The sequence below is a fragment of the Methylosinus sp. is20ea genome (assembly GCF_059718135.1).
In genome coordinates, this window is sequence record NZ_AP046088.1 from 2161777 (window position 1) to 2182317 (window position 20541).

The window sequence follows — 20541 nt, forward strand, 5'->3', positions numbered from 1 at the left end:
CGTCGCCGAGCCGCGCCGATGCTGATCTGCGTGATCGGCGCCGGGGTGGCCGGCCTGACCGCGGCTTTCGAGATCGCCCGCGCCGGCGCGCCCTTCGGCGCCGAGGTCGAGCTGATCGAAAAAGCTGTGGGGCCGGGGCGCGGCTGTTCCTATTACGCCGGCGGCATGATCGCGCCCTGGTGCGAATTGCAGAGCGCCGAGCCCATCGTCGCCGAGCTCGGCGAGGAGGCGCTCGCCTTCTGGACGCAGGATATTCCCGTCGCGACCATCGCCGGCAGCCTCGTCGTCGCGCCGCCGCGCGATCGCGCCGAGCTCACCGATTTCGCGCGGCGCACCCGCCGTTTCGAGCGGCTGGACGAGGACGGCCTCGCCACTCTCGAGCCGGCGCTGGCCGGGCGCTTTTCGGGCGGCCTCTATTTTCGCGAGGAGGCGCATCTCGAGCCGCGTGCGGCGATGCGGGCGCTGTTCGAGCGGCTTCAGACAATGGACAATGTCCGAGTCCGGCTCTGCGCCGAATCGGCGCCGCGGGCCGATTGGACCATCGACTGCCGCGGCTTTTCCGCGCGCGGCGAGCTGCCGGAACTGCGCGGCGTCAAGGGCGAGATGCTGGTGCTGCGCAGCGAGGAGATCCAATTGTCCCGTCCCGTGCGCATGTTGCATCCGCGCCATCCGGTCTATGTCGTCCCGCGAGGGGAGGGGGTGTTCATGGTCGGCGCGACGATGATCGAGAATGAGGAGCGCTCCCGCGTCACCGCGCGCTCCATCGTGGAGCTCATCAATTCGGCTTTCGCGATCCATCCCGCTTTCGCGGAGGCGGAGATCGTCGAGACGGGCTCGGATGTGCGGCCGGCTTTCCCCGACAATCTGCCGCGCATCACGCGCCGGGGCCGCGCGCTCTATGTCAACGGCCTCTATCGGCACGGCTTTCTGCTGGCGCCGGCGCTGGCGCGTCGCGTCGCGCGTTTTCTCTTCACGGGCGAGGTCTTCCCGGAGGTCATGAATGCGGATCAGGGTGAATGGGCAGACGCTCGAGGTTGAGGCGCCCACGCTCGAGCGGCTCATCGACGAATTGGGCTTCGGCGATCAGACTGTCGCCACGGCCGTGAATCAGGAATTCGTGCGCAGCAAGGACCGCGGCGAGACACCTTTGGTCGAAGACGATACGGTCGAGATCGTCACGCCACGGCAGGGAGGGTGAATATTCGGATGAGCAAGCCCGACGACCTCGTCGTCTATGATGCGAGACTGTCCTCCCGTTTCCTGCTCGGCACGGCGCGCTATCCTTCGCCCGCTATCCTCGCCGAGGCGATCCGCGCCGCGGGCGTGGAGATCGTCACCGTCTCGCTGCGGCGGGAGGCCGGCGGCTCGCGGGCGGGCGAGAGCTTCTGGAGCCTCATTCGCGAGATCGGCGTGCGCGTGCTGCCCAACACCGCCGGCTGCCGCACCGCCAAGGAGGCCGTCGCCACCGCGCAAATGGCGCGCGAGCTGTTCGGAACCAATTGGATCAAGCTCGAGGTCATCGGCGAGGAGGACACGCTCCAACCCGATGTGTTCGGCCTCGTCGAGGCGGCGCGCATTCTCTGCGACGACGGCTTTTGCGTCTTTCCCTATACGACCGAGGATCTCGTCGTGGCGGACAGGCTGCTCGACGCCGGTTGCCGCGTGCTGATGCCCTGGGCGGCGCCCATCGGCTCCGCTCGCGGGATCAATAATCTCTTCGGCCTGCGGGCGCTGCGCGCGCATTTTCCGGGCACGCCGCTCATCGTCGACGCCGGCCTCGGCGCGCCCTCGCAGGCCGCCGCCGTCATGGAGCTCGGCTTCGACGGCGCTCTGCTCAACACAGCGGTCGCCGGCGCGCGCGATCCGGCCTCTATGGCGCGGGCCTTCGCGCTCGCCATCGAGGCCGGCCGCGCGGCCTATCTCGCCGGTCTCATCGAGCCGCGCGACATGGCGGCGCCGTCGACGCCTGTGCTCGGCCGCGCCTTCGACGACGGGCGCAAGGCGTGAGCGCGCTCTTGCTCGACCCCTTCTATCTCATCGTCGACGCCGTCGATTGGCTACCGCGGTTGCTGCCGCAGGGCGTGCGGCTCGTGCAATTGCGCGTCAAGGATCGCGACGAGGCGACGCTGCGCGAGGAGATCGCCTGCGCCCGCGATCTCTGCGCGGCCTATGGCGCGCAGCTCGTCGTCAATGATCATTGGCGGCTCGCCATCGAGCTGGCTTGCGATTTCGTGCATCTCGGCCAGGGCGATCTCGACACCGCCGACATCGCCGCGATCAGAGCGCAGGGAATTAGGCTCGGCGTCAGCACCCATAACGAGGCCGAGCTCGAGCGGGCGCTGGCTCTCGTCCCCGATTATGTCGCCCTGGGGCCGATCTATCCGACGCTGCTGAAGCAAATGGCCTTCGCGCCGCAGGGCCTCGAGAAGGTCGGCGTCTGGAAACGCCGCGTCGGCGAGATTCCACTCGTCGCCATCGGCGGGCTGACGCCGGAGCGGGCCCGCGCCGCTCTGGCCGCGGGCGCCGACAGCGCCTGCGTCGTCACCGACGTGCTGCGCGCCGCGGACCCCGAGGCGCGCGCCCGCGAATGGGTCGCGGCGACGCGGGAGCGAATAGCGAGTAGCGAGTAGCGAATAGCGAGAAGAACTACTCGCTACTCGCTACTCGCTTCCCTCACGACGCCCCGCCGATCGGCCACTCCCCTTTGAAGACGCCGCCCTCATTGTCATGCGCCTCGACGCGGATCGTCTTGGCGCCATTGGGCTTGTAGACGAAGCGGAAGCTCGGATCCTCCGACAGGGAAATTCCGCCCTCCATGGAGAAGATCAGCGCCTCGCCCTGCCGCACCTCGACCTTGTCGACATAATGGGCGGGAATATAGGCGCGGGTGAGCGGGTCCATTTGCATCCCGGAATTATTGGGATGGCGGATCATGATCTGCGCCTCGCGCAGCGTGGGGTTCTCGCTCGTGAACTCCCGATATTTCATCTTGCCGAGATTGGCGCTCGCCTCGTCCTGGTCCTTGATCGCCGGCGCCGAGCAGCCGCCCGAGGCCTTCACGAATTTCACCACCGAATGCAGCGCGCCATCCGCCGTTTGGCCGACGACATGCACATTGGTGTAGGAATTCACGCGCACGCGCGTCTCGATCTTCACGACGCCGGCGCCCTCGCCGAAGGAGAAGGCCGCCGCCATGGGCATGGGATTCTCGTCGATGACCAGCGTCGCCGCGCGCAATGCCGGCGCGACGAGGGAGATCGTCATCGGCACGATGGCGGCGTCCTCGGCCCGCTTCGGCGCATCGAGCGCCACCACGCCCTCATGCGGCGTTATTGCGCGGTTCTGGAAAATATCGGTGACGAGGCCCGGCCAGGGATCGATCTTGGGCTCCTGCGCAAGCGCCACGCCGGCCGAGAGGCAGAGGGCCGCCGCGGTCGCGAGACGAAGGAGACCGGACCGCGAGCCTTCAGGCTCGCTTTCGCTCTGCTTCTTGCGAGCCTGAAGGCTCGCGGTCCATGGGCTCATCTGTGGTCCTCCGGCTTTTTTAAAAGCATAGCTCTCTCTGCGCGGCGGGCTCAAGGGGTCTCCCATTCGAGCTCGGCGAAACCGGCCGTGGCGTTGCGGGCGTGATAATCGTCGAAGAGCAGCCAATTGGGCCGCTCGCCGCGACCGGCCGTCTTCGCCGAATCGGCGAGCGTCGCCCCTTTGGCGATATCGGCGCGCAGATCGCGGGTGAGGTGGTCGAGATAGGCCTTTTGCGCGTCGAGCGCCTGTGGCCAGGGAGCGACCGCCGGCCCGTGGCCGGGGACGACGCGGGCCGCCTCGATCGCGCGCAATTCGTCGATGACGGCGAGGAAGCCGAGCAGGCTTCCGTCGACGATCGGCACATGCCGCAAAAACAGGAGATCGCCGGCGAACAGCGTGCCGCTCCGCCGGTCGAGCACGGTGAGATCGGCGTCGCTATGGGCGGTGCGCCAGGCCTTCAGCACGATCTGGCGGCCGCCGAGATCGAGAATCGTCTCGCGTTCGACGGTGAGGCTCGGCGGAACCAGCATCACATCGTCGACGAGCTCTCCCAGCGCCTCGCGAAAAGAAGACAGATAATGCGGGCCGCGCGTCGCCATGGCGCGCGGCAGATTTTTGTGGCCGACGAAGACGGCTCCCGTCCCTTTGAAGGCAATATTCCCGAAAATATGATCCGGATGGACATGAGTGTCGATGACATAGCGGATGGGCTTGGTCGAGCGTTGTTGCAATGCAGCGAGAAACGCCTCCCCCTCCGCGCGGCTGCCGCCCGTGTCGACGACCGCGATCGCCTCCGCGCCGACGATCGCTCCGAGATTGGCGATGCCGCCCAAGTTGTCACGGGTCATCAAGGCCATCTGCCCCTGATGAACGAAAACGCCGGGCGCGATCTCCGTCAGCTCGAAGCTGCTCGCGGCGCTCGCGACGAGACAGAAGAGCGCGATGGCGAGCTGTCGAATAGTGCGTTGCAGCATGGGTTTTTCGACCTTGTTTTTCGCGGGTTTCATGCGAGAAATCAGGAAAGTCGGGAACGGGATTTGGGGATTGCGCTTCAATTCTGTGCGACATATTATCCCGCCGTTTCCGACCTAAAAGAGGCTTTCCGGCCGGGAACCGGAAGGCGTCTCAGCGAGGATATGGACGGAGCTGCGGGCGCGGCGTTTCCGTCCGATCGTCGTGGCAAAAATCAGGAAACGGCTTCCCAAAGCCTTAGGGCGTCGGAAAGGCGCGATGTCGGCGGCGTGGCCGGGCCTTTTGCACGGTATGTCGTCAGGAGGAAAAGCTCATGCATAAGCTGTTGTTGTCGACTTCGGTGGGGATTCTCGCGCTGTTCGGGGCCGGCGTGGCGAACGCCGCCGACGAGCTGCTCGATCTCCAGAAGAATCCGAAGGATTGGGTTTTGCCGACCGGCGACTACGCCAATCTGCGTTATTCCAAGCTGAAGCAGATCACCACCGAGAACGTCGGCAAGCTGGCTCCGGCCTGGAGCTTCTCGACCGGCGTGCTGCGCGGCCACGAAGGCGCGCCGCTGGTGCTCGGCGACGTGATGTATCTGCATACGCCGTTCCCCAACATCGTCTACGCCCTCGACCTCAACAACGAAGGCAAGATCCTCTGGAAGTATGAGCCCAAGCAGGATCCGAGCGTCGTTCCGGTCATGTGCTGCGACACCGTGAATCGCGGCCTCGCCTATGGCGACGGCAAGATCTTCCTGGCCCAGGCCGACACCACCCTCGTCGCTCTCGACGCCAAGACCGGCAAGCTGGTCTGGTCGGTGAAGAACGGCGATCCCTCCAAGGGCGCCACCTCGACCGCCGCTCCGCATGTCTTCAAGGACAAAGTGTTCGTCGGCATCGCCGGCGGCGAGTTCGGCGTGCGCGGCAGCATCACCGCCTATAACGTCAAGGACGGCAGCCTCGCTTGGCGCGGCTATTCGGAAGGTCCGGACTCCGAGGTTCTGCTCGACCCCGAGAAGACCACCTTCCTCGGCAAGCCGGTCGGCAAGGATTCCTCCCTCAAGACCTGGGAAGGCGATCAGTGGCAGATCGGCGGCGGCACCACCTGGGGCTGGTATTCCTATGATCCCGAGCTGAACCTCGTCTACTACGGCTCCGGCAATCCCTCGACCTGGAACCCCAAGCAGCGTCCGGGCGACAATCGCTGGTCCATGACTCTGTGGGCGCGCGATCTCGACACCGGCGTCGCCAAGTGGGTCTATCAGATGACGCCCCACGACGAGTGGGATTATGACGGCATCAACGAGGTGATCCTCGCCAATCAGACGATCAATGGTCAGCCGCGCAAGACCGCCGTCCACTTCGATCGTAACGGCTTCGGCTATACGCTCGACCGCGTGACCGGCGAGCTGCTCGTCGCCGAGAAGTATGACCCGGCCGTCAATTGGGCGACCAAGGTCGATCAGGACAAGAACTCCCCCACCTATGGCCGTCCGCTGGTCGTGTCGAAATATTCGACCGAGCAGAACGGCGAGGACGTCAACACCAAGGGCGTCTGCCCGGCGGCTCTCGGCTCCAAGGACATGCAGCCCGCGTCCTTCTCGCCGGACACCGGCCTGTTCTACGTGCCGACCAACCACGTCTGCATGGACTATGAGCCCTTCCGCGTCAGCTACACGGCGGGTCAGCCCTATGTCGGCGCGACGCTGGAGATGTTCCCGCCGCCCGGCGACAGCCACATGGGCAATTTCATCGCTTGGGACGCTCGCGTCGGCAAGATCGTCTGGTCCAACAAGGAGCAGTTCTCGGTCTGGTCCGGAGCGGTCACGACCTCCGGCGGGCTCGCCTTCTACGGCACGCTCGAGGGCTATCTGAAGGCCGTCGACGTGAAGACCGGCAAGGAGCTTTATAAGTACAAGACTCCGTCGGGCATCATCGGCAATGTGATGACCTATGAGCACAAGGGCAAGCAGTATGTCGCGGTTCTGTCCGGCGTCGGCGGCTGGGCCGGCATCGGCCTCGCGGCCGGCCTGTCCAAGAGCAACGAAGGCCTCGGCGCGGTCGGCGGCTATAAGGCGCTGTCCGACTACACCGCCCTCGGCGGCGTGCTGACCGTCTTCGCTCTGCCCGATTACGCTCTGCCGATCATCGCTCCGGCGAACTGAGGCGGCCAAAAATAAGATTGGCGCTCGGCGAACGCCTTCTGGCGCGTCGCCGAGCGCTGCGTGTTTAAGTGGATGGAAACTGCTGGAGGATGGAGTAATGAGACTGCCGCTCGTCGGGGCTCTGGCCCTGAGCGTCTTCATGGGTTTTGGAACGACCGTGCGGGCCGAACCGCCGGGCGACCCGACCGCGGTCAAGGAAGTGGACGGCAAATGGTTCGACGCCAAGGGCGACCCGACCTATAAGGTCCAGGCGGATGGCGCGGTCGACTGGTACACTTTCTCCGGCTATCGCCGCTATCACGCCGAGTGCCACGTCTGCCACGGCCCCAACGCCGAAGGCTCGACCTATGCGCCGGCGCTGAAGAATTCGGTCAAGATCTTCAATTACGCCGAGTTCTACGGCATCGTCGTCGGCGGCCGCGAGAACAAGCAGGCGGGCAATGACAGCGTGATGCCGGCTTTCGCCGAGAACAAGAACGCGATGTGCTACATCGACGACCTCTATATCTATCTGCGCGCCCGTTCGACCGAGGCGGTCGGCCGCGGCCGTCCGGAGAAGAAGGCCGAGAAGCCCGCGGCTTTCGCCGAGGCCGAAGCGAAGTGCATGAGCGCCAAATAGTGCAGGAGCGCCGAGTGAGGCTCGGAGCGCCGGCTGCCGGCGGAACCGGCCGAGGGCTCGTCATGTCGCGCCGTCTCGCATTTTCCCTGGTCGCCGTCGCGAGTCTGCTCGCGACGGCCCCGGCGCATTCGCAGTCGCCGGGCCTCGTCGCGCGTCCTTCGGGCGTCGACGACGCCGCTGGCTCGATCGAGCTCGTCGATCCCAAGGTTCTGCGCGTCTGCGCCGATCCGAGCAATCTCCCCTTTTCCAACAGCGCCGGAGCGGGGTTCGAGAACAAGCTCGCGGAGCTCCTGGCCAAGAAGCTCGGCAAGGATATCGCCTATTCCTATTATCCCGGCGCGACCGGCTTCATCCGCAACACGCTCAACGCGCATTTGTGCGATGTGGTGATGGGGATGCCGCAGGGCGACGATCTCGTTCAGCCGACCAATCCCTATTACCGAACCTCCTATGCGGTGGTCTATCGCGCGGGCTCCGATCTCGAGGGGCTGAGCTCGCTCGCCGATCCGCGTCTCGCCAAGAACAAGCGCATCGGCCTCGTCGCCAATACGCCGCCCGGCAATCTGCTGGCTCGCTACGGGCTGCTCGCGGCCGTCAAGCCTTATCCGCTCGTCGTCGACACGCGCGTCGATGCGCCGGGCGCCGATATGATTCGCGATCTCGAGAGCGGCGCGATCGACGTCGCTGTTCTCTGGGGGCCATTCGCCGGCTATCATGCGAAAAAATCCGGCGGCCGGCTGAAGCTGGCCCTGCTCACAGGGGACAAGGGCGCGCGCATGAGCTTCCGCATCGCCATGGGGGTGCGCCATTCCGATCAGGAATGGAAGCGCGAGCTCAATCGGCTCATCGCCCAGAACCAGACTGAGATCGACAAATTGCTCGCCGATTTCGGTGTGCCCATGATCGACGAGGCCGACGCGCCGATCACGCCCGCGCCATGATGCGGCGGCGTCAAAAGACGGGCGCGCGGTTCATCGGCGCGATCGGCCTCGCTCTCCTCGCCGCGGCGACGGCGGCCGCCGAGACCGTCCCGGAGCCGCAGGGCTATCGGCTGTCCGATTTTCGCGCCGCCGTCCCGGCGACATTGCGCGGCGCTCGCGTCGTCGACACGCCGCAGGCCTTCGCGATCTGGCGGGACAAGGCGGCGGTGTTCGTCGATGTTTTGCCGCGTCCGCCGAAGCCTGCCGGCCTGCCGCCCGACGCCGTCTGGCGCGACAAGCCGCGTTTCGACATTCCGGGCGGCGTCTGGCTGCCGGAGACCGGCTATGGCGAATTGTCGCCGGCCGCGCTTCGCTATTTCGAAAGCGGCCTCGCCAGGGCGACCGCCGAAGACAAGAGCCGCCCGCTCGTCTTCTATTGCCTCGCCGATTGCTGGATGTCGTGGAACGCCGCCAAGCGCGCGCTGGCGCTCGGCTATTCCGACGTATCCTGGTTCTCGCAGGGCACGGACGGCTGGGCCGCCGCCGGCCATCCTCTGGAACCGCGCGAGCCGGAGCCGCGCGACGAGCGATAGGCTCGCTTTCGACAGCCTAATCTCACTCGGAATCGTCGGACCGAAGGCGTCTCGCACGTCCGTTGACGCTTGCGCAAATTTCGTGATACTCATTGTATCATGAAATTGACGAGCAAGCGAAGCTATGTTCAAACGGCGCGCGCCGCGGCCTCTCGCGAGACCGACGACGCGATTGTCACGGGTTTCCGCGCTCTTTTGGAAGAGCGCTGGTACGATGAGCTCACGCTCGACGATGTGGCTCACCGCGCCGGCACGACGCGCCAGACCGTCATCCGCCGATTCGGCGGCAAGGCGGGACTGCTCGCCGCATTCACCCGCCACATCGGCAATGAGATCGAGACGCGGCGCGCCGCCACAAAGACGGGCGACCTCGTCGGCGCGGCTGCGATCGTGGTCGCCGATTACGAAGCGACCGGCGAGATGGTGCTGCGTCTGCTTTCACTCGAAGGGCGCATCCCAGAGATCGCCGCGACGCTCGAAAACGGCCGAACTGGCCATCGGCGCTGGGTCGAACACATATTCGCGCCGCGCCTCGCCGCTTTTCCCGAGGGCGAGCGCCTCACTCGCCTCTCGCATCTGCTCGTCGCGACCGATGTTTGGAGCTGGTTCCTGTTTCGTCGAACGCAGGGGCATTCGATCGAGGAAACCGTGCGGCTGATGTCCGCGCTGATTGCTGAAATTTTGCATTGAGGAGCAATGGATATGACTTTGCGAACCGACAAATCCCATTTGCTCGTGCTCGGCTGGGAAGGCGGCGGCAATGTCCCGCCGACGATCGCCGCGATCCGTGCGCTTTCCGCGCGCGGACATGACGTGCGCTTCATCGGCGACGACAGCATATTGCCGCAAGCGCGCGCCGCCGGCGCCCGCGTTTTGCCCTGGAAGCGCGCGCCCAACCGGCCCGACCGCTCTCCGCAGAGCTGCTTCGCGCGCGATTGGGAGCAGCCGGACGACCTCTCCGCCTTCATCGCCTGGGCGCGAGCCATTTTTCTCGGCCCGGCGCTCCGCTATGCGGAAGATGTCGTCGAGGCCGCGCGAGCGGAGCCGACCGACGCCATCATCGGCTCCGATGTTCTGTTCGGCGGAATGGTCGCGGCGGAAGCGCTCGACCTTCCGCATGCGCTGCTCGCCGCCAATGTCAGCCTCGTCCCCTTGCCCGGCCATCCGCCTTTCGGTCCGGGCTTCTTCCCCGCCGCCAATGACGACGAGCGTCGCCGCGATCTCGAAGCCGCCACAAGGGTCGACGCGTTGTTCGACGCCTTCCTGCCGCAGATCAACGCCGCACGCGCCCATTTCGGCCTGCCGCCACTGACACGGACGCTGGATCAGTTCCGCGCCGACCTGCTGCTGCTCGGCACGGCGAAAGCCTTCGATTTTCCCGCCGACGAGCTGCCGTCTCATGTGCGCTATGTCGGGCCGCTGCTCGAGCAGCCGGGATGGGCGGTCAAAAGCGCCGCGCCGAAATCCGACGACCGGCCGAGCGTGCTCGTTTCCTTCAGCACGACCTATCAGAAGCAGGAGGCCACGCTCGCCGCGGCGATCGAAGCGCTCGGCGCGCTTCCCATTCGCGGCGTGGTGACGCTCGGCGCCGCGCTCGCGGGGCGTTCGCTTCCCGCGCCGCCCAATGTCGAGATTCTCGACGGCGGCTCGCATGACGACATCATCCAGCACGCCGCCTGCGTCGTCACCCATGGCGGCCATGGCACCACTTTGCGCGCGCTTCGCGCCGGCGCGCCGGTCCTCGTGCTCCCCATGGGCCGCGACCAGGGCGAAAACGCCGCGCGCGTCGAATATCACGGCGTCGGCTTGCGATTGCCGCGCGAAGCGAGCGCGGCCGAGATCGCCGCCGCCATCCGCCGGCTGCTGGATGAGCCGAGCTTCGCTCGCAATGCGCAAAGGCTCGCGCGGGCGATCGCGGAAGAAGGCGGCGGAGCCGAGCGCGTCGCCGATGAGGTCGAGGCGATGATCCGCGCCGCACGGGCGCCGCTGCGCAACGCCGTAGGAGCGTGAGCGGGCGTCGCGCGCGCTCATGAAATGAAAGGACGAAAAATGATCTCGGCTTGGTTTCTACGTTTTGGAATGATCTTCGCGCTCATCGGCATGGCGCTCGGAATGCACATGGGCGCAGCGCATGATTTCGCTCTCGCCCCCGTGCATGCGCATATAAATCTCGTCGGCTGGGTCGCGATGTTTCTGGCCGGCCTGTTCTATGAGGCGCATCCGGAGCGCGCGGCGCGGCTCGCCGTCGCGCATCTCAGCCTCGCCGTCCTCGGCCTGTCGCTGATGGCGCCGGGAATTGCGGCTGTCCTGCGTGGTCTCGCCTGGGGCGAGTCGGTGACGATCGCCGGCTCGGTCATGACTTTCGCAGCGACGGCGATCTTCGCCTTCAACGTCTTTCGCGCGGCCGCGCGTCAGTCCGTCTTTTTCGACAGCGACCACACCGCCGCGATGAAAAACCCCTTGCATAGCGGCAGCAGCAGCAGGGTGGAAACGATGGTCGCGGACAGCGCCAGCGCCGCCTCTGCGCCATAGGACAGCGTTGCGCGCGTCTCCAGAAAGATCAGCAGCGGAACGATGATATGAGCGACGACGCCGATGGTGAGCCAGGCCGGGCCATCGTCGGCGTCGACGCCGATGAAGCTCTCCGCGCAATGCGGGCAGACGTCCGCGCGCTTCAGATAGCCGTCGAAGAGCGCGCCGGACCCGCAACGTGGGCATTTGCGCAGAAAGCCGCGCAGCAGCGCCGTGGTCGTCGATGGCCGGGCGATCGTCGTCGGCGTCATGGGATTACTGCTTCTCCGCGCCAGGCGTCACGCCGAGCTCGGCGAGGCTGAAGGAGAGCTCGGGCGCGAGCATGGGCTCGAGGCGCGCTACGCTGGCGTGCTCGACGATCTCCGCATAGCCCGCCGCGCCAAGCCGGCGATGAATGAAGGTCACGGCCCGCACGGCGTCGACGACCCAGACCTCGCGCACGCCGAAAGCGGCGTAGACGCCGATCTTGCGGCCCTTGTCATAGGCGAGGCTCGAATCGGCGATCTCGATCGCCAGCAGCACCGCCGGCCCATCGAGGGCGGTGAGGGGCAGATCGCGCGGAAAGACGCAGAAATCCGGCTCGACGAAGGTGCGCGCATCGAGGCGTAGCGTTGTTTCCGGGGCAACCTCGAGATGTGGGGGCGCTGCTTTGATAAGGAAGCGATTAACCGCGATCTTCACCCATTCGTGTCGGGCGCCCTTCGGCGACATTGGCACGACCTCCCCGCCGATCAGCTCGAACCGCTCGTCTTCATCGATAATGCCGGCGCGGAGCATCTCCTCGATTTCCGCCACGCTCCAGCAGCGCCGGGGGAGTCCCTCGGCGGCCTGAGTCTCGAGCGGAAGGCCGATCGGGCGCAGATGCGGGTTCATGCGGCGCAATATAGCGCAATCCGGGCGGGATTTCGCGTGTCAATATTGACCCGCGAGCGAGGCTTCGAGAAGCGCGGTCTCCGCATCGGAGAGACCGAAGAAGGCGTAGACGATCGCATCGATCTCCCTTTCTCGGCTCTCGATCTCGGCGGAGAGGCGCGCGGCCTCGTCGGGGTCGTCGGTCTCGCTGCGCCGGCGGGCGGCCTCGCCATTGGCGCGCGCCAATGCCGCGAGTCGTTCCGTGGCCTGCGCATCGAGATCGGGCAGCGGCAGCGGCTCCAAATATTGGGTCTTCAGCCGCAACCGCCATTTGCCGCCGCGCAGCGGATTGGACACCGAATGCAGCACGAACCAGCAGAGCCGCGAATTGAGAAAGGCGAGCAGCGCGAGATCGGCGCAGGGCAGGCAGAAGGCGGTGGCGTCGATGAGCGCGCCGCTGTCGTCGAGCGCGAATTTCGGCCCTTGCGAAATATCCGGAAACACGATCTTCGGCGCCGAGAAGCCGGCGCGATAGGCGAGCTGCGCCTGTTGCAGCTCGAACCATTTTTGTCGCGTGGCGCGGCCCTCGAGCCGTGAGCGCAGCGGCGCGAACCATGCCTCCACGGCCGGATATTCCGCAATGTCGAAAGCGCCTTTCGGCGCATCGACGAGCCAATCCTCGCTCGCTCTGCGCCAGCGGCCGATGCTTCCACCGCGAGCATAGGGTTTCAAAATCTCGGCGCTGCGCGGATCGGCGGCGATGAGCGCGTCGCGCGTCGCGCCGTCGATGACGAAAGCCGCGTTGAGCCCCGTCTTGATCCCCCAGAGCGGCGATCCATAGACCTCGCGCAGCGTCTTGCGGCCCTGCGCGATCTTCGCGCGCAGCAGCGCCAGCGCCTCCTCCTCGAAGCGCCAGGAGGAGGCGCCGAGCCGCGTCTGCGGCATGGGCCGCGCATTCTCCGCAAACTCCGTTTCGAGATCCTGCGGCGCGCGATCCTTCAACAGCAGAAAGGACACACCGCCGCGCTCGGCGTTCTTCTTCAGCGTCACGATCGCCGGATAGGTGACGACGCCGTCGAAGACGCGCAAATCGCCGAAATCGACGACGCTTTCGATCGTCGCATTCTCGGCGAGGAAGCGGCGCAAGCTCTCGCCGGCGCCGGTGCGAAAGAAGCTCGACGAGGAGATGAAGCCCAGTCGTCCGCCGTCTTTCAGCAATCGCACGCCCTTCTCGAAGAAATAGGCGTAGAGATCGGCGCGCTCGGCGGCGACGGCGTAATGTTTCGCGAGATAGGGCTTCGCCGCTTTCAGATATTCCATCCGCACATAGGGCGGATTGCCGATGACGATATCGAAGCCTCCCTCGCGCGCCGCAATATCGTCGATGAGGCTGTCGCCGACGCGCAAATTGTCGTGAGGACGGTTTGGATCGAGAGCGAGCCTGAAGGCTCGCTGTCCGAGGCGGCGACTGGACCGCGAGCCTTCAGGCTCGCTCGTCGCGGCGATCTGCGGGCATCGGCTCCACAGCGCGCGGCGCGCGGCTTCCACCGCGCGCGCATCTATGTCCACGCCGAAGAGATTATTGGCGATCGTCTCGCGCGCCGCATCGAGCGCGATCGCCGCGCCGAGCGCCGTCTCCTCATAGCGTCGCGCCATTTCGTCGAAGGCGGCGTCGAGAAGCGCGCCATCGCCGCAGGCGGGATCGATGATCCTGAAGCAACGAAGAGCGTCGAGCCATGCGCGCCAGAAAGCGGGCGTCTCGCATCCGCCATGCTGCGCAAGGAGAGCGGCGCGCCGCTCGTCGAGCGTGAGCGCTATGGTGCGCGCGACGAGAAAACGGGCGATGGGAGCGGGCGTGTAGACGACGCCGCGGCGCTTGCGCGTATTGGCCGCAACGGGTTCATCCATGACGGAAGCAAGTATCGACGAGCGACGGCGGCATTCGTGCGCTCACGCCGTGGCCACATGCTCCAGCAGGCAGGCCGCCTTCATTTTCATATAAAGGTGTATGGGATCGATGTCGAAACCATTGGGCCAGGTCGGGGCGCCCATTTCGACGAAGACGCGATTGAAATAGGCGGCCTCACGCAAGGGCACGATCATTGGTCCGTCTTCGGCGATCATTGCGGTAAAATCGCAGACGCCCTGGGACCCGTCGGTAAATCGCACCCATAGCTTGAAGCCGTCGAGCGGCTTCAGCTTGATCACATCCACCATGGGAAATTCAGCCATCGTGGTCGGGTCCCGCTATGCGCTCGAGGGGCTGAAAAGACAGTCCCCGGCGCCAATTTTCTTCAAGCTCCGGCTTTCTGGCCAGCGCCCATTCTCGGACGATCCGCGCCGCTGTCGGCGGCAACTCGCCCGAGATGATCTTTCCATCGGCAATCCTGACCAGCGCTTTCGCGCGGCCATAGCGCGCATGGAAATGCGGTGGGTTGTGGTCGTCGAAAAACATTTGAATGGCGATGCCGTAGAACGAAGCGATCGTCGGCATCGCCGCTGACTCAATTGTCCAGGAAGCTCCGCAGCTTCCGCGAGCGGCTCGGATGCTTCAGCTTGCGCAGCGCCTTCGCCTCGATCTGGCGAATGCGCTCGCGCGTCACCGAGAACTGCTGGCCGACTTCCTCGAGCGTATGGTCGGTGTTCATGCCGATGCCGAAGCGCATGCGCAGCACGCGTTCTTCGCGCGGCGTCAGCGAGGCCAATACGCGCGTCGTCGTCTCGCGCAGATTGGACTGGATCGCCGCCTCGATCGGGAGAATGGCGTTCTTGTCCTCGATGAAATCGCCGAGATGCGAATCCTCCTCGTCGCCGATCGGCGTCTCCAGGCTGATCGGCTCCTTGGCGATCTTCAGCACCTTGCGCACTTTTTCCAGCGGCATGGCGAGCTTCTCGGACAGCTCCTCCGGCGTCGGCTCGCGGCCGATCTCGTGCAGCATCTGGCGCGAGGTGCGCACGATCTTGTTGATCGTCTCGATCATATGCACCGGAATGCGGATCGTGCGCGCCTGATCCGCGATGGAGCGCGTGATCGCCTGACGAATCCACCACGTCGCATACGTCGAGAATTTATAGCCGCGGCGATATTCGAACTTATCGACCGCCTTCATCAGGCCGATATTGCCCTCCTGGATGAGGTCCAGGAACTGCAGGCCGCGATTGGTGTATTTCTTGGCGATGGAGATCACGAGACGGAGGTTCGCCTCCACCATCTCCTTCTTCGCCTGCCGGGCCTCGCGCTCGCCCTTTTGAACCATATGGACGATCTTGCGGAACTCGGCGATCTCGAGGCCGGTCTCGGTGGCCAGCGCGTGAATCTCGCCGCGCAGCTCCTTGATCCGGTCCTTTTCGTTGGCGACGAATTCCTTCCAGCCGCGCGAGCCGAGCTTGGAGACGCGCATGATCCATTTCGGATCGAGCTCCGAGCCCTGGAACTTGTCGATGAAGTCCTCGCGCTGCACGCCCTGCGCATCGGCGAGGCGCAGCAGCTTGGTCTCATAGCCGATGAGGCGCTTGTTGATGTCGTAGAGCTGCTCGACCAGCGCCTCGATACGGTTCTGGTTCAAGGAGAGAGACTTGACGTCGGTGACGATCTCTTTCTTGAGCTGCTTGTATTTGCGGTCCTGAGCCGGGGTCAGCGTCTCATTCTTGAGCTTGTTCTCGACATTCTGGTCCTGCAGCCGGCGCAGCTTCTTATAGGCGTCGGCGACGCGGGCGAAGGTCTCCAGCACTTTGGGCTTGAGCTCGGTCTCCATGGCGGAGAGCGAGACGGAATTCTCGAGGTCGTCCTCCTCCTCGAAGGCCTCCTCTGCCGGCGCGCCGGCGTCGCCCAGCGCGGCCGGCGGAGTGCGCGGCGCGGTGGCGGGCGCGAGATCCTGCGGCGTGACCGGAGGCTTGCCGGCGTTCTTGCCCTCGGGCCCGGCATAGGTCGCCTCGAGGTCGATGATGTCGCGCAGCAGAACCTTGCCGGCCTCCAGCTCCTCGCGCCAGATGATGATGGCCTGGAAGGTCAGCGGGCTCTCGCAGAGCCCGGCGATCATCGCCTCGCGTCCCGCCTCTATGCGTTTGGCGATGGCGATCTCGCCCTCGCGCGACAGCAGCTCGACCGAGCCCATCTCGCGCAGATACATGCGCACGGGATCGTCGGTGCGGTCGGCGGGCTCGGATGTGCGCGTGGCGACGGCGGTCGCGCGGGGCGTCTCGACGAGCTCGCCGCCCTCGGCCTCCTCCTCTTCCGCCTGCTCCTCGCCCTCGGCCTCATCGGGGTCTTCGCCCTCGGAGACGGTGATGCCCATCTCCTGGAGCATCGCATAAATGTCCTCGATCTGGTCCGAGGAGACTTCCTCGGACGGCAGGACGGCGTTGAGCTCGGTGTAAGTGACGAAGCCGCGCTTCTTGGCGAGCTTGATCATCCGCTTGACGGCGGCGTCGTTGAGGTCGAGCAGAGGACCGTCGGCGGTTTCCACCGCGACCGCGCCCTCGTTTTCGACCTTCTCCTCGTCTTTCTTCGCCATTCTTCGCTCCAAGCCCCACCCCACGCCGCCTTCCCGAGCCGAAGGCCGCGCCATGCCGGGATCGTTCACTTTTTCGCTCGCCGCATTTTAACGAAAACCACAGAGCTCAACGAAAACCACAGAGCGGGTCTCGAGACAAGCCGGCGGTCTCCGCAGCGGGTTTGACCGATTCGCCCAGGCCCACAGTCGCGGCCAGGGCTTAACGTCGACCTAACCAGATCGGTAGAGCTTTGGCTCGCCGGCCGTTCGGCTTGCGGGTCAAAGGCTTCTCGACGAACGGCCCGACTGGGAACCGAACCCGTCGAGAGCGGCTTCGGTTCCATCGAGCGCGTTCAATTGCGCCTGAATATCGCTTAAGCGCGCGGAATCGTGGTCGTTGGGGGCCGTCGCCAACCTCGCCTCGATTTTCCGAAGTTCTTTATCTAATGCGCGCACGCGATGTTGCAAGACGAGAGCTTGGCGCAGGCTCTCGGCGGCGTCCGCCGGGGCCGCCTCGGCGCGCACGCTCCACAGGGTTGCATGGGCGCCCATGCCGGCCAGCCGCTCGCAAAAAGCTTCTAGCCCGGCCGCGGCGGCGGCGCGAGCGAATTCTTCGCGCGCGCTCGCCCCGTCGGCGAGGCTGCGCACCAGCACGGCGCGCAGCTTCTCGCCCTCTGCCGAGGCGAAGTCGAGCGCCGTCACCGCCTCGAGATGGGCGGCGAGGAGATCCGGGTGATTCATCAAAATCAATAGGATCAGCGCCTCTCTCGGGACGATGGCCGGCGTCGTGCCGCGATAGAGCGGAGAATTGGCGAGCGCCGCGCCGATCGTCAGCGGGCCGCGCGAGGGCTCGAAATCCCGGCGGAAGCGCTGCGGGCCGCCGCCGCGGCGCATGTCCGGCCGGCGTGGCGACGGGCCGCGCGCGCGGCCGAACAGCGAATTGCAGCGGTCGGAAAATTCTTTTTGATAGTGACGGCGCAGCGTCTCGTCGGCGATGGCGCGGCCGAGCTCGCCGAGGCGGCGCTCGAGCGCGGCGCGCCGCTCCGGCGTGTCGAGCGGGACGCCCTCGGTCTCCCGCGCCCAGAGCAGCTCGACCAGCGGGCGCGCCGCCGCCACCGCCGCCGCCACGGCCGAGGGGCCGCCGGAGCGGTAGAGCTCGTCCGGGTCCTGCCCCTCCGGCAGCAGAGCGAAGCGCAGGCTGCGGCCGGGGCCGATCAGCGGCAGGGCCGTGTCGATCGCTCGGAAAGCGGCGTTGCGGCCGGCCTTGTCGCCGTCGAAGCAGAGAATCGGCTCTTCGGCATGGTTCCAGAGCAGGCCGCATTGATCGGCCGTCAGCGCGGTGCCGAGCGGCGCCACCGTCTGCGGAAAGCCCGCCGCGGTCATGGCGATGACGTCGACATAGCCCTCTACGGCGATGATGTTTCCCGCCTCATGCGCGGCTTTGCGGGCATTGTGCAGATTGTAGAGCGTCGCGCCCTTGTGGAAGAGCGGCGTCTCCGGCGAATTCAGATATTTGGCCTTGGCGTCCTTCTCCATCGCCCGCCCGCCGAAGGCGATGACGCGGCCGGAGCGGTCGCAGATCGGGAAAATGATCCGATTGCGGAACCGATCATAGGGGACGGCGATATCCTCGCCATGGACGAGCAGGCCGGCCTCGGTCATCGTCTCGACGCTGGCGCCCTTGGCGGCGAGATGATCGCGCAGCGCATAGCGCTCGCCCGGCCCGAAGCCCAAGCGAAACTGCGCCTGCTCCTTTTCGCCCAGCTCGCGGCGGGCGAGATAGGCGCGCGCCTCGGCGCCGACGCTCCCGCGCAATTGCTTCTCGAAAAATTGCGCCGCCCATTCCAGCACTTCGGTCAGCGAGGCGCGGCGCTCCTCGGCCTCCTGCGCCTCTTTGGTCTCGACCGGCATGGGCAGGCCGGCCATTCCGGCCAGCCGCTCCACCGCCTCGGGAAAGGTGAGGCCTTCCGTCTCCATCAGAAAGGCGAAGCCGTCCCCATGCTTGCCGGAGGAGAAATCATGGAAGAAGCCCTTGGGATCGTTGACATAGAAGGAGGGCGTCTTCTCGGCGTTGAAGGGCGAGAGGCCCCGCCACTCGCGCCCCTCCTTCTTGAGCTTGACCTTCCGCGAGACCACGGCGGAGACCGGCACGCGGGCGCGAATTTCGTCGAGGAAGGAGGGAGGGTATCGCATCGTGCCCCTAGTAGCATTGTCGCAGCGCCCGGCGCGCGCGGCGTCGGCGATTGTGCCCGCTACCCACAATGCGATCGGCCTGTTGCGGCGCGTCGCCGACTCGACGTGACATGCGATTGTATATACGTCGATCTTCGGCGAGTGCTATAGGCTCGGGCCTCGGGGACGAAGACGAGTGAAAGGTAACTCGGCCGAGAACGGTTCGACGAAAGCCCCGCAGCGCATTGATGAGCGGGCGGATTCCGACATCGACGCGGCGATAGCGGGCGATCCCGATTGGGCGGAATTCGAGCCCATCGACTGGAGCAAGGCGGAGGTCGTCATTCCGCCGAAGAAGCAGGCGATCTCCATTCGCTTGGACCAGGACCTCGTCGACTTTTTCAAGAAGGAAGGTCCCGGCTATCAGCGGCGCATCAACGTCGTGCTGCGCTTCCATATGAGAGAGCGCCTGTGCTGATTCGGCCCGCGTCTCACCCGGGCTCCCTCTCTTAGACCGTCTCCGTCTGCGCAGCGACGACGGGCGGCTGCTGCTTCGGACGATAGGAAGCGTCGACATCGGCCTTTTCGCGTACCGGAGCGGAATCCTCGGCAGGGTCGATCGGCCTCAAATAATCGCCGGTCCAGCTCACATGTTTCGCGAGCCCTTGATCCTCCTTCGGATAGACGGAGGGCAGGCCGAGCGTCGCCGGCAGCTTCACGAGCAAGACCGTCGCGAGCCGATAGCCGAAAGTCTGGCTGTTCTCGATTTTTTCCGCCGGATCGGGCCCGAAGGGGCGGTCGACGGAGAATTTGACGTCGGGGAAATGCAGGAGCTTCAGACCATTCTGCGCGGCGCGCTCGGCCATCCACACCAGCGCATAGTCGGAGAGGCCATGCTCTGGGTAGCCGCCGCCGACATTGGAATGGACGCCCGGAAACCACCGTTCCGCATAGAGCGGAAAGCCCTTTTCCGCGAGGTTCGCCGCGTTGCGCGCGCGATGATAGTCGGTGAGCGCGATCGGCGTCGGCCGGAACGGCCAGCGACGCTCGTCCGCCGCCAGCGCATGATAGGCGGCGTCGACGCTGGTGCTCAGCGTCACATTATGGAAGCTCGTCTGGAAGAATTTGTCGATCAGCCGGCCGAAAATTTCGCCATAGGGGGCGCCGAGCGCGCCGACCGTGTCCCAGACGCCGAGGAATTTGATCTTCACCGGATAGGGATGGCAATTTTCATCGCGAAACTTCTGCGCCGCCGCGCCATTCGGCCGCCATTCGTCCGCTCTGTCCTTGTAATGGTCATAGGCGATCGAGACGAGCGGCAGATTCCAGCGGTGCAGAACGCCGAGATTGTGAACGAGCCCGGCGATGCTGCGGGCGGTGTAGGCGCCGCGGCTGAAGCCGAAGAGATAGATCTCGTCGCCGACCTCGTAATTGCTGACGATGAAGGCGTAGGCGTCCTTGATATTGTCCGAGATGCCGAAGCCGAATGCGCCGCCGATGACTTTCTCGTCTTTGCGCGTGCCGACGCCGGCGATGTAATGGGTGAGCTGCGGCCGGTCGTCGGCGTCGGCGAAATCCGTCGCCTGCAGCATGCGGACGACATTGGTGCCGCGCTTCGTCGGCTCGTTCCAGGTGCCGTCGCAGAAGATCACGAGCTTCTTCTTGGCCTTTATGTCGGACATAATCGCCTCTTTCGCAACGAATCGGAGCGTCG

Annotated in this window: 21 protein-coding genes; 11 read left to right on the forward strand and 10 right to left on the reverse strand. The window is 65.6% G+C overall.

Features of this window, described 5'->3' with window-relative positions:
* The first annotated feature begins 18 nt into the window (after positions 1 to 18).
* Genes AC6IY7_RS09840 through AC6IY7_RS09855 form a run of 4 tightly spaced genes read left to right on the forward strand, consistent with a single transcriptional unit; the run spans position 19 to position 2630 of the window.
* A complete protein-coding gene (locus tag AC6IY7_RS09840; protein ID WP_497778777.1) occupies positions 19 to 1038 on the forward strand; it encodes an FAD-dependent oxidoreductase in 1020 nt (339 codons plus the stop codon).
* The gene (gene thiS, locus AC6IY7_RS09845; protein WP_497778778.1) at positions 1001 to 1198 is read left to right on the forward strand and encodes a sulfur carrier protein ThiS; all 198 of its coding nucleotides are present in this window, start codon (positions 1001 to 1003) and stop codon (positions 1196 to 1198) included. Before AC6IY7_RS09840 ends, thiS begins: the two co-directional genes overlap by 38 nt.
* A gap of 8 nt (positions 1199 to 1206) precedes the next feature.
* On the forward strand, positions 1207 to 2007 hold the full coding sequence (locus tag AC6IY7_RS09850) for a thiazole synthase (RefSeq protein ID WP_497778779.1): 801 nt from the start codon (positions 1207 to 1209) through the stop codon (positions 2005 to 2007).
* Positions 2004 to 2630, forward strand: a complete 627-nt coding sequence (locus tag AC6IY7_RS09855) for a thiamine phosphate synthase (protein WP_497778780.1) — start codon at positions 2004 to 2006, stop codon at positions 2628 to 2630. The genes AC6IY7_RS09850 and AC6IY7_RS09855 overlap by 4 nt, the downstream gene beginning before the upstream one ends.
* A 43-nt stretch (positions 2631 to 2673) precedes the next feature.
* Here AC6IY7_RS09855 and AC6IY7_RS09860 read toward each other — a convergent pair whose 3' ends face one another.
* Together AC6IY7_RS09860 and AC6IY7_RS09865 are read right to left on the reverse strand one after the other, a co-directional pair.
* Positions 2674 to 3525 (reverse strand): quinoprotein dehydrogenase-associated SoxYZ-like carrier, encoded by an 852-nt coding sequence (locus AC6IY7_RS09860; RefSeq protein WP_497778781.1) that lies wholly within the window; start codon positions 3523 to 3525, stop codon positions 2674 to 2676.
* Between the two features lie 50 nt (positions 3526 to 3575).
* On the reverse strand, positions 3576 to 4499 hold the full coding sequence (locus AC6IY7_RS09865; protein ID WP_497778782.1) for a quinoprotein relay system zinc metallohydrolase 2: 924 nt from the start codon (positions 4497 to 4499) through the stop codon (positions 3576 to 3578).
* 311 nt (positions 4500 to 4810) lie between these two features.
* Between AC6IY7_RS09865 and xoxF5 the strand changes: the two genes are divergently transcribed.
* From xoxF5 to AC6IY7_RS09895, 6 genes are all read left to right on the forward strand, one after another.
* On the forward strand, positions 4811 to 6646 hold the full coding sequence (gene xoxF5, locus AC6IY7_RS09870) for a lanthanide-dependent methanol dehydrogenase XoxF5 (RefSeq protein WP_497778783.1): 1836 nt from the start codon (positions 4811 to 4813) through the stop codon (positions 6644 to 6646).
* Between the two features lie 97 nt (positions 6647 to 6743).
* Positions 6744 to 7265 carry a c-type cytochrome, methanol metabolism-related gene (locus AC6IY7_RS09875; protein WP_497778784.1) on the forward strand — a complete coding sequence of 174 codons (522 nt, stop codon included), beginning with the start codon at positions 6744 to 6746 and terminating at the stop codon, positions 7263 to 7265.
* A 62-nt stretch (positions 7266 to 7327) separates the two neighbouring features.
* The gene (locus AC6IY7_RS09880; RefSeq protein ID WP_497778785.1) at positions 7328 to 8206 is read left to right on the forward strand and encodes a substrate-binding domain-containing protein; all 879 of its coding nucleotides are present in this window, start codon (positions 7328 to 7330) and stop codon (positions 8204 to 8206) included.
* The gene (locus AC6IY7_RS09885; RefSeq protein ID WP_497782821.1) at positions 8206 to 8778 is read left to right on the forward strand and encodes a PQQ-dependent catabolism-associated CXXCW motif protein; all 573 of its coding nucleotides are present in this window, start codon (positions 8206 to 8208) and stop codon (positions 8776 to 8778) included. The genes AC6IY7_RS09880 and AC6IY7_RS09885 overlap by 1 nt, the downstream gene beginning before the upstream one ends.
* Positions 8779 to 8877: 99 nt before the next feature.
* On the forward strand, positions 8878 to 9468 hold the full coding sequence (locus AC6IY7_RS09890) for a TetR/AcrR family transcriptional regulator (RefSeq protein WP_497778786.1): 591 nt from the start codon (positions 8878 to 8880) through the stop codon (positions 9466 to 9468).
* A gap of 12 nt (positions 9469 to 9480) precedes the next feature.
* Entirely contained in the window at positions 9481 to 10788 is a 1308-nt protein-coding gene (locus tag AC6IY7_RS09895; RefSeq protein ID WP_497778787.1) for a glycosyltransferase, read from the forward strand.
* Positions 10789 to 11189: 401 nt separating this feature from the next.
* Here AC6IY7_RS09895 and AC6IY7_RS09900 read toward each other — a convergent pair whose 3' ends face one another.
* The 7 genes from AC6IY7_RS09900 to dnaG all read right to left on the reverse strand — a co-directional run bounded on the left by AC6IY7_RS09900 (position 11190) and on the right by dnaG (position 18848).
* Positions 11190 to 11561, reverse strand: a complete 372-nt coding sequence (locus AC6IY7_RS09900) for a DUF983 domain-containing protein (RefSeq protein WP_497778788.1) — start codon at positions 11559 to 11561, stop codon at positions 11190 to 11192.
* Positions 11562 to 11565: 4 nt separating this feature from the next.
* Positions 11566 to 12183: a Uma2 family endonuclease gene (locus tag AC6IY7_RS09905; protein WP_497778789.1), complete on the reverse strand. Its 618-nt coding sequence runs from the start codon at positions 12181 to 12183 to the stop codon at positions 11566 to 11568.
* 39 nt (positions 12184 to 12222) lie between these two features.
* On the reverse strand, positions 12223 to 14070 hold the full coding sequence (locus AC6IY7_RS09910; protein WP_497778790.1) for an Eco57I restriction-modification methylase domain-containing protein: 1848 nt from the start codon (positions 14068 to 14070) through the stop codon (positions 12223 to 12225).
* Positions 14071 to 14112: 42 nt separating this feature from the next.
* Positions 14113 to 14394, reverse strand: a complete 282-nt coding sequence (locus tag AC6IY7_RS09915; protein WP_497778791.1) for a DUF2442 domain-containing protein — start codon at positions 14392 to 14394, stop codon at positions 14113 to 14115.
* Positions 14387 to 14656, reverse strand: a complete 270-nt coding sequence (locus AC6IY7_RS09920) for a DUF4160 domain-containing protein (protein WP_497778792.1) — start codon at positions 14654 to 14656, stop codon at positions 14387 to 14389. Before AC6IY7_RS09920 ends, AC6IY7_RS09915 begins: the two co-directional genes overlap by 8 nt.
* A 10-nt stretch (positions 14657 to 14666) precedes the next feature.
* Positions 14667 to 16676, reverse strand: a complete 2010-nt coding sequence (gene rpoD / locus AC6IY7_RS09925; RefSeq protein WP_497778793.1) for an RNA polymerase sigma factor RpoD — start codon at positions 16674 to 16676, stop codon at positions 14667 to 14669.
* Between the two features lie 258 nt (positions 16677 to 16934).
* Entirely contained in the window at positions 16935 to 18848 is a 1914-nt protein-coding gene (dnaG, locus tag AC6IY7_RS09930; RefSeq protein ID WP_497778794.1) for a DNA primase, read from the reverse strand.
* Positions 18849 to 19023: 175 nt separating this feature from the next.
* On the opposite strand from dnaG, the gene AC6IY7_RS09935 reads away from it, so the two are divergent.
* Positions 19024 to 19305, forward strand: coding sequence for a BrnA antitoxin family protein (locus AC6IY7_RS09935; RefSeq protein ID WP_497778795.1), 282 nt, complete (start codon positions 19024 to 19026; stop codon positions 19303 to 19305).
* Between the two features lie 31 nt (positions 19306 to 19336).
* Here AC6IY7_RS09935 and AC6IY7_RS09940 read toward each other — a convergent pair whose 3' ends face one another.
* Entirely contained in the window at positions 19337 to 20509 is a 1173-nt protein-coding gene (locus AC6IY7_RS09940; RefSeq protein WP_497778796.1) for a T6SS phospholipase effector Tle1-like catalytic domain-containing protein, read from the reverse strand.
* Positions 20510 to 20541 lie beyond the last annotated feature (32 nt).

Excerpts from the sequence above, each read along its gene's own strand:
- AC6IY7_RS09850 (WP_497778779.1), top strand. The coding sequence starts at position 1,207 with ATGAGCAAGCCCGACGACCTCGTCGTCTATGATGCGAGACTGTCCTCC.
- AC6IY7_RS09840 (WP_497778777.1), top strand. The coding sequence starts at position 19 with ATGCTGATCTGCGTGATCGGCGCCGGGGTGGCCGGCCTGACCGCGGCT.
- AC6IY7_RS09920 (WP_497778792.1), bottom strand. The coding sequence starts at position 14,656 with ATGCCGACGATCGCTTCGTTCTACGGCATCGCCATTCAAATGTTTTTC.
- AC6IY7_RS09885 (WP_497782821.1), top strand. The coding sequence starts at position 8,206 with ATGCGGCGGCGTCAAAAGACGGGCGCGCGGTTCATCGGCGCGATCGGC.
- AC6IY7_RS09900 (WP_497778788.1), bottom strand. The coding sequence starts at position 11,561 with ATGACGCCGACGACGATCGCCCGGCCATCGACGACCACGGCGCTGCTG.
- rpoD (WP_497778793.1), bottom strand. The coding sequence starts at position 16,676 with ATGGCGAAGAAAGACGAGGAGAAGGTCGAAAACGAGGGCGCGGTCGCG.
- AC6IY7_RS09890 (WP_497778786.1), top strand. The coding sequence starts at position 8,878 with ATGAAATTGACGAGCAAGCGAAGCTATGTTCAAACGGCGCGCGCCGCG.
- AC6IY7_RS09905 (WP_497778789.1), bottom strand. The coding sequence starts at position 12,183 with ATGAACCCGCATCTGCGCCCGATCGGCCTTCCGCTCGAGACTCAGGCC.
- AC6IY7_RS09875 (WP_497778784.1), top strand. The coding sequence starts at position 6,744 with ATGAGACTGCCGCTCGTCGGGGCTCTGGCCCTGAGCGTCTTCATGGGT.
- xoxF5 (WP_497778783.1), top strand. The coding sequence starts at position 4,811 with ATGCATAAGCTGTTGTTGTCGACTTCGGTGGGGATTCTCGCGCTGTTC.
- AC6IY7_RS09915 (WP_497778791.1), bottom strand. The coding sequence starts at position 14,394 with ATGGCTGAATTTCCCATGGTGGATGTGATCAAGCTGAAGCCGCTCGAC.
- AC6IY7_RS09880 (WP_497778785.1), top strand. The coding sequence starts at position 7,328 with ATGTCGCGCCGTCTCGCATTTTCCCTGGTCGCCGTCGCGAGTCTGCTC.
- thiS (WP_497778778.1), top strand. The coding sequence starts at position 1,001 with ATGCGGATCAGGGTGAATGGGCAGACGCTCGAGGTTGAGGCGCCCACG.
- AC6IY7_RS09860 (WP_497778781.1), bottom strand. The coding sequence starts at position 3,525 with ATGAGCCCATGGACCGCGAGCCTTCAGGCTCGCAAGAAGCAGAGCGAA.
- AC6IY7_RS09940 (WP_497778796.1), bottom strand. The coding sequence starts at position 20,509 with ATGTCCGACATAAAGGCCAAGAAGAAGCTCGTGATCTTCTGCGACGGC.
- AC6IY7_RS09895 (WP_497778787.1), top strand. The coding sequence starts at position 9,481 with ATGACTTTGCGAACCGACAAATCCCATTTGCTCGTGCTCGGCTGGGAA.
- dnaG (WP_497778794.1), bottom strand. The coding sequence starts at position 18,848 with ATGCGATACCCTCCCTCCTTCCTCGACGAAATTCGCGCCCGCGTGCCG.
- AC6IY7_RS09865 (WP_497778782.1), bottom strand. The coding sequence starts at position 4,499 with ATGCTGCAACGCACTATTCGACAGCTCGCCATCGCGCTCTTCTGTCTC.
- AC6IY7_RS09910 (WP_497778790.1), bottom strand. The coding sequence starts at position 14,070 with ATGGATGAACCCGTTGCGGCCAATACGCGCAAGCGCCGCGGCGTCGTC.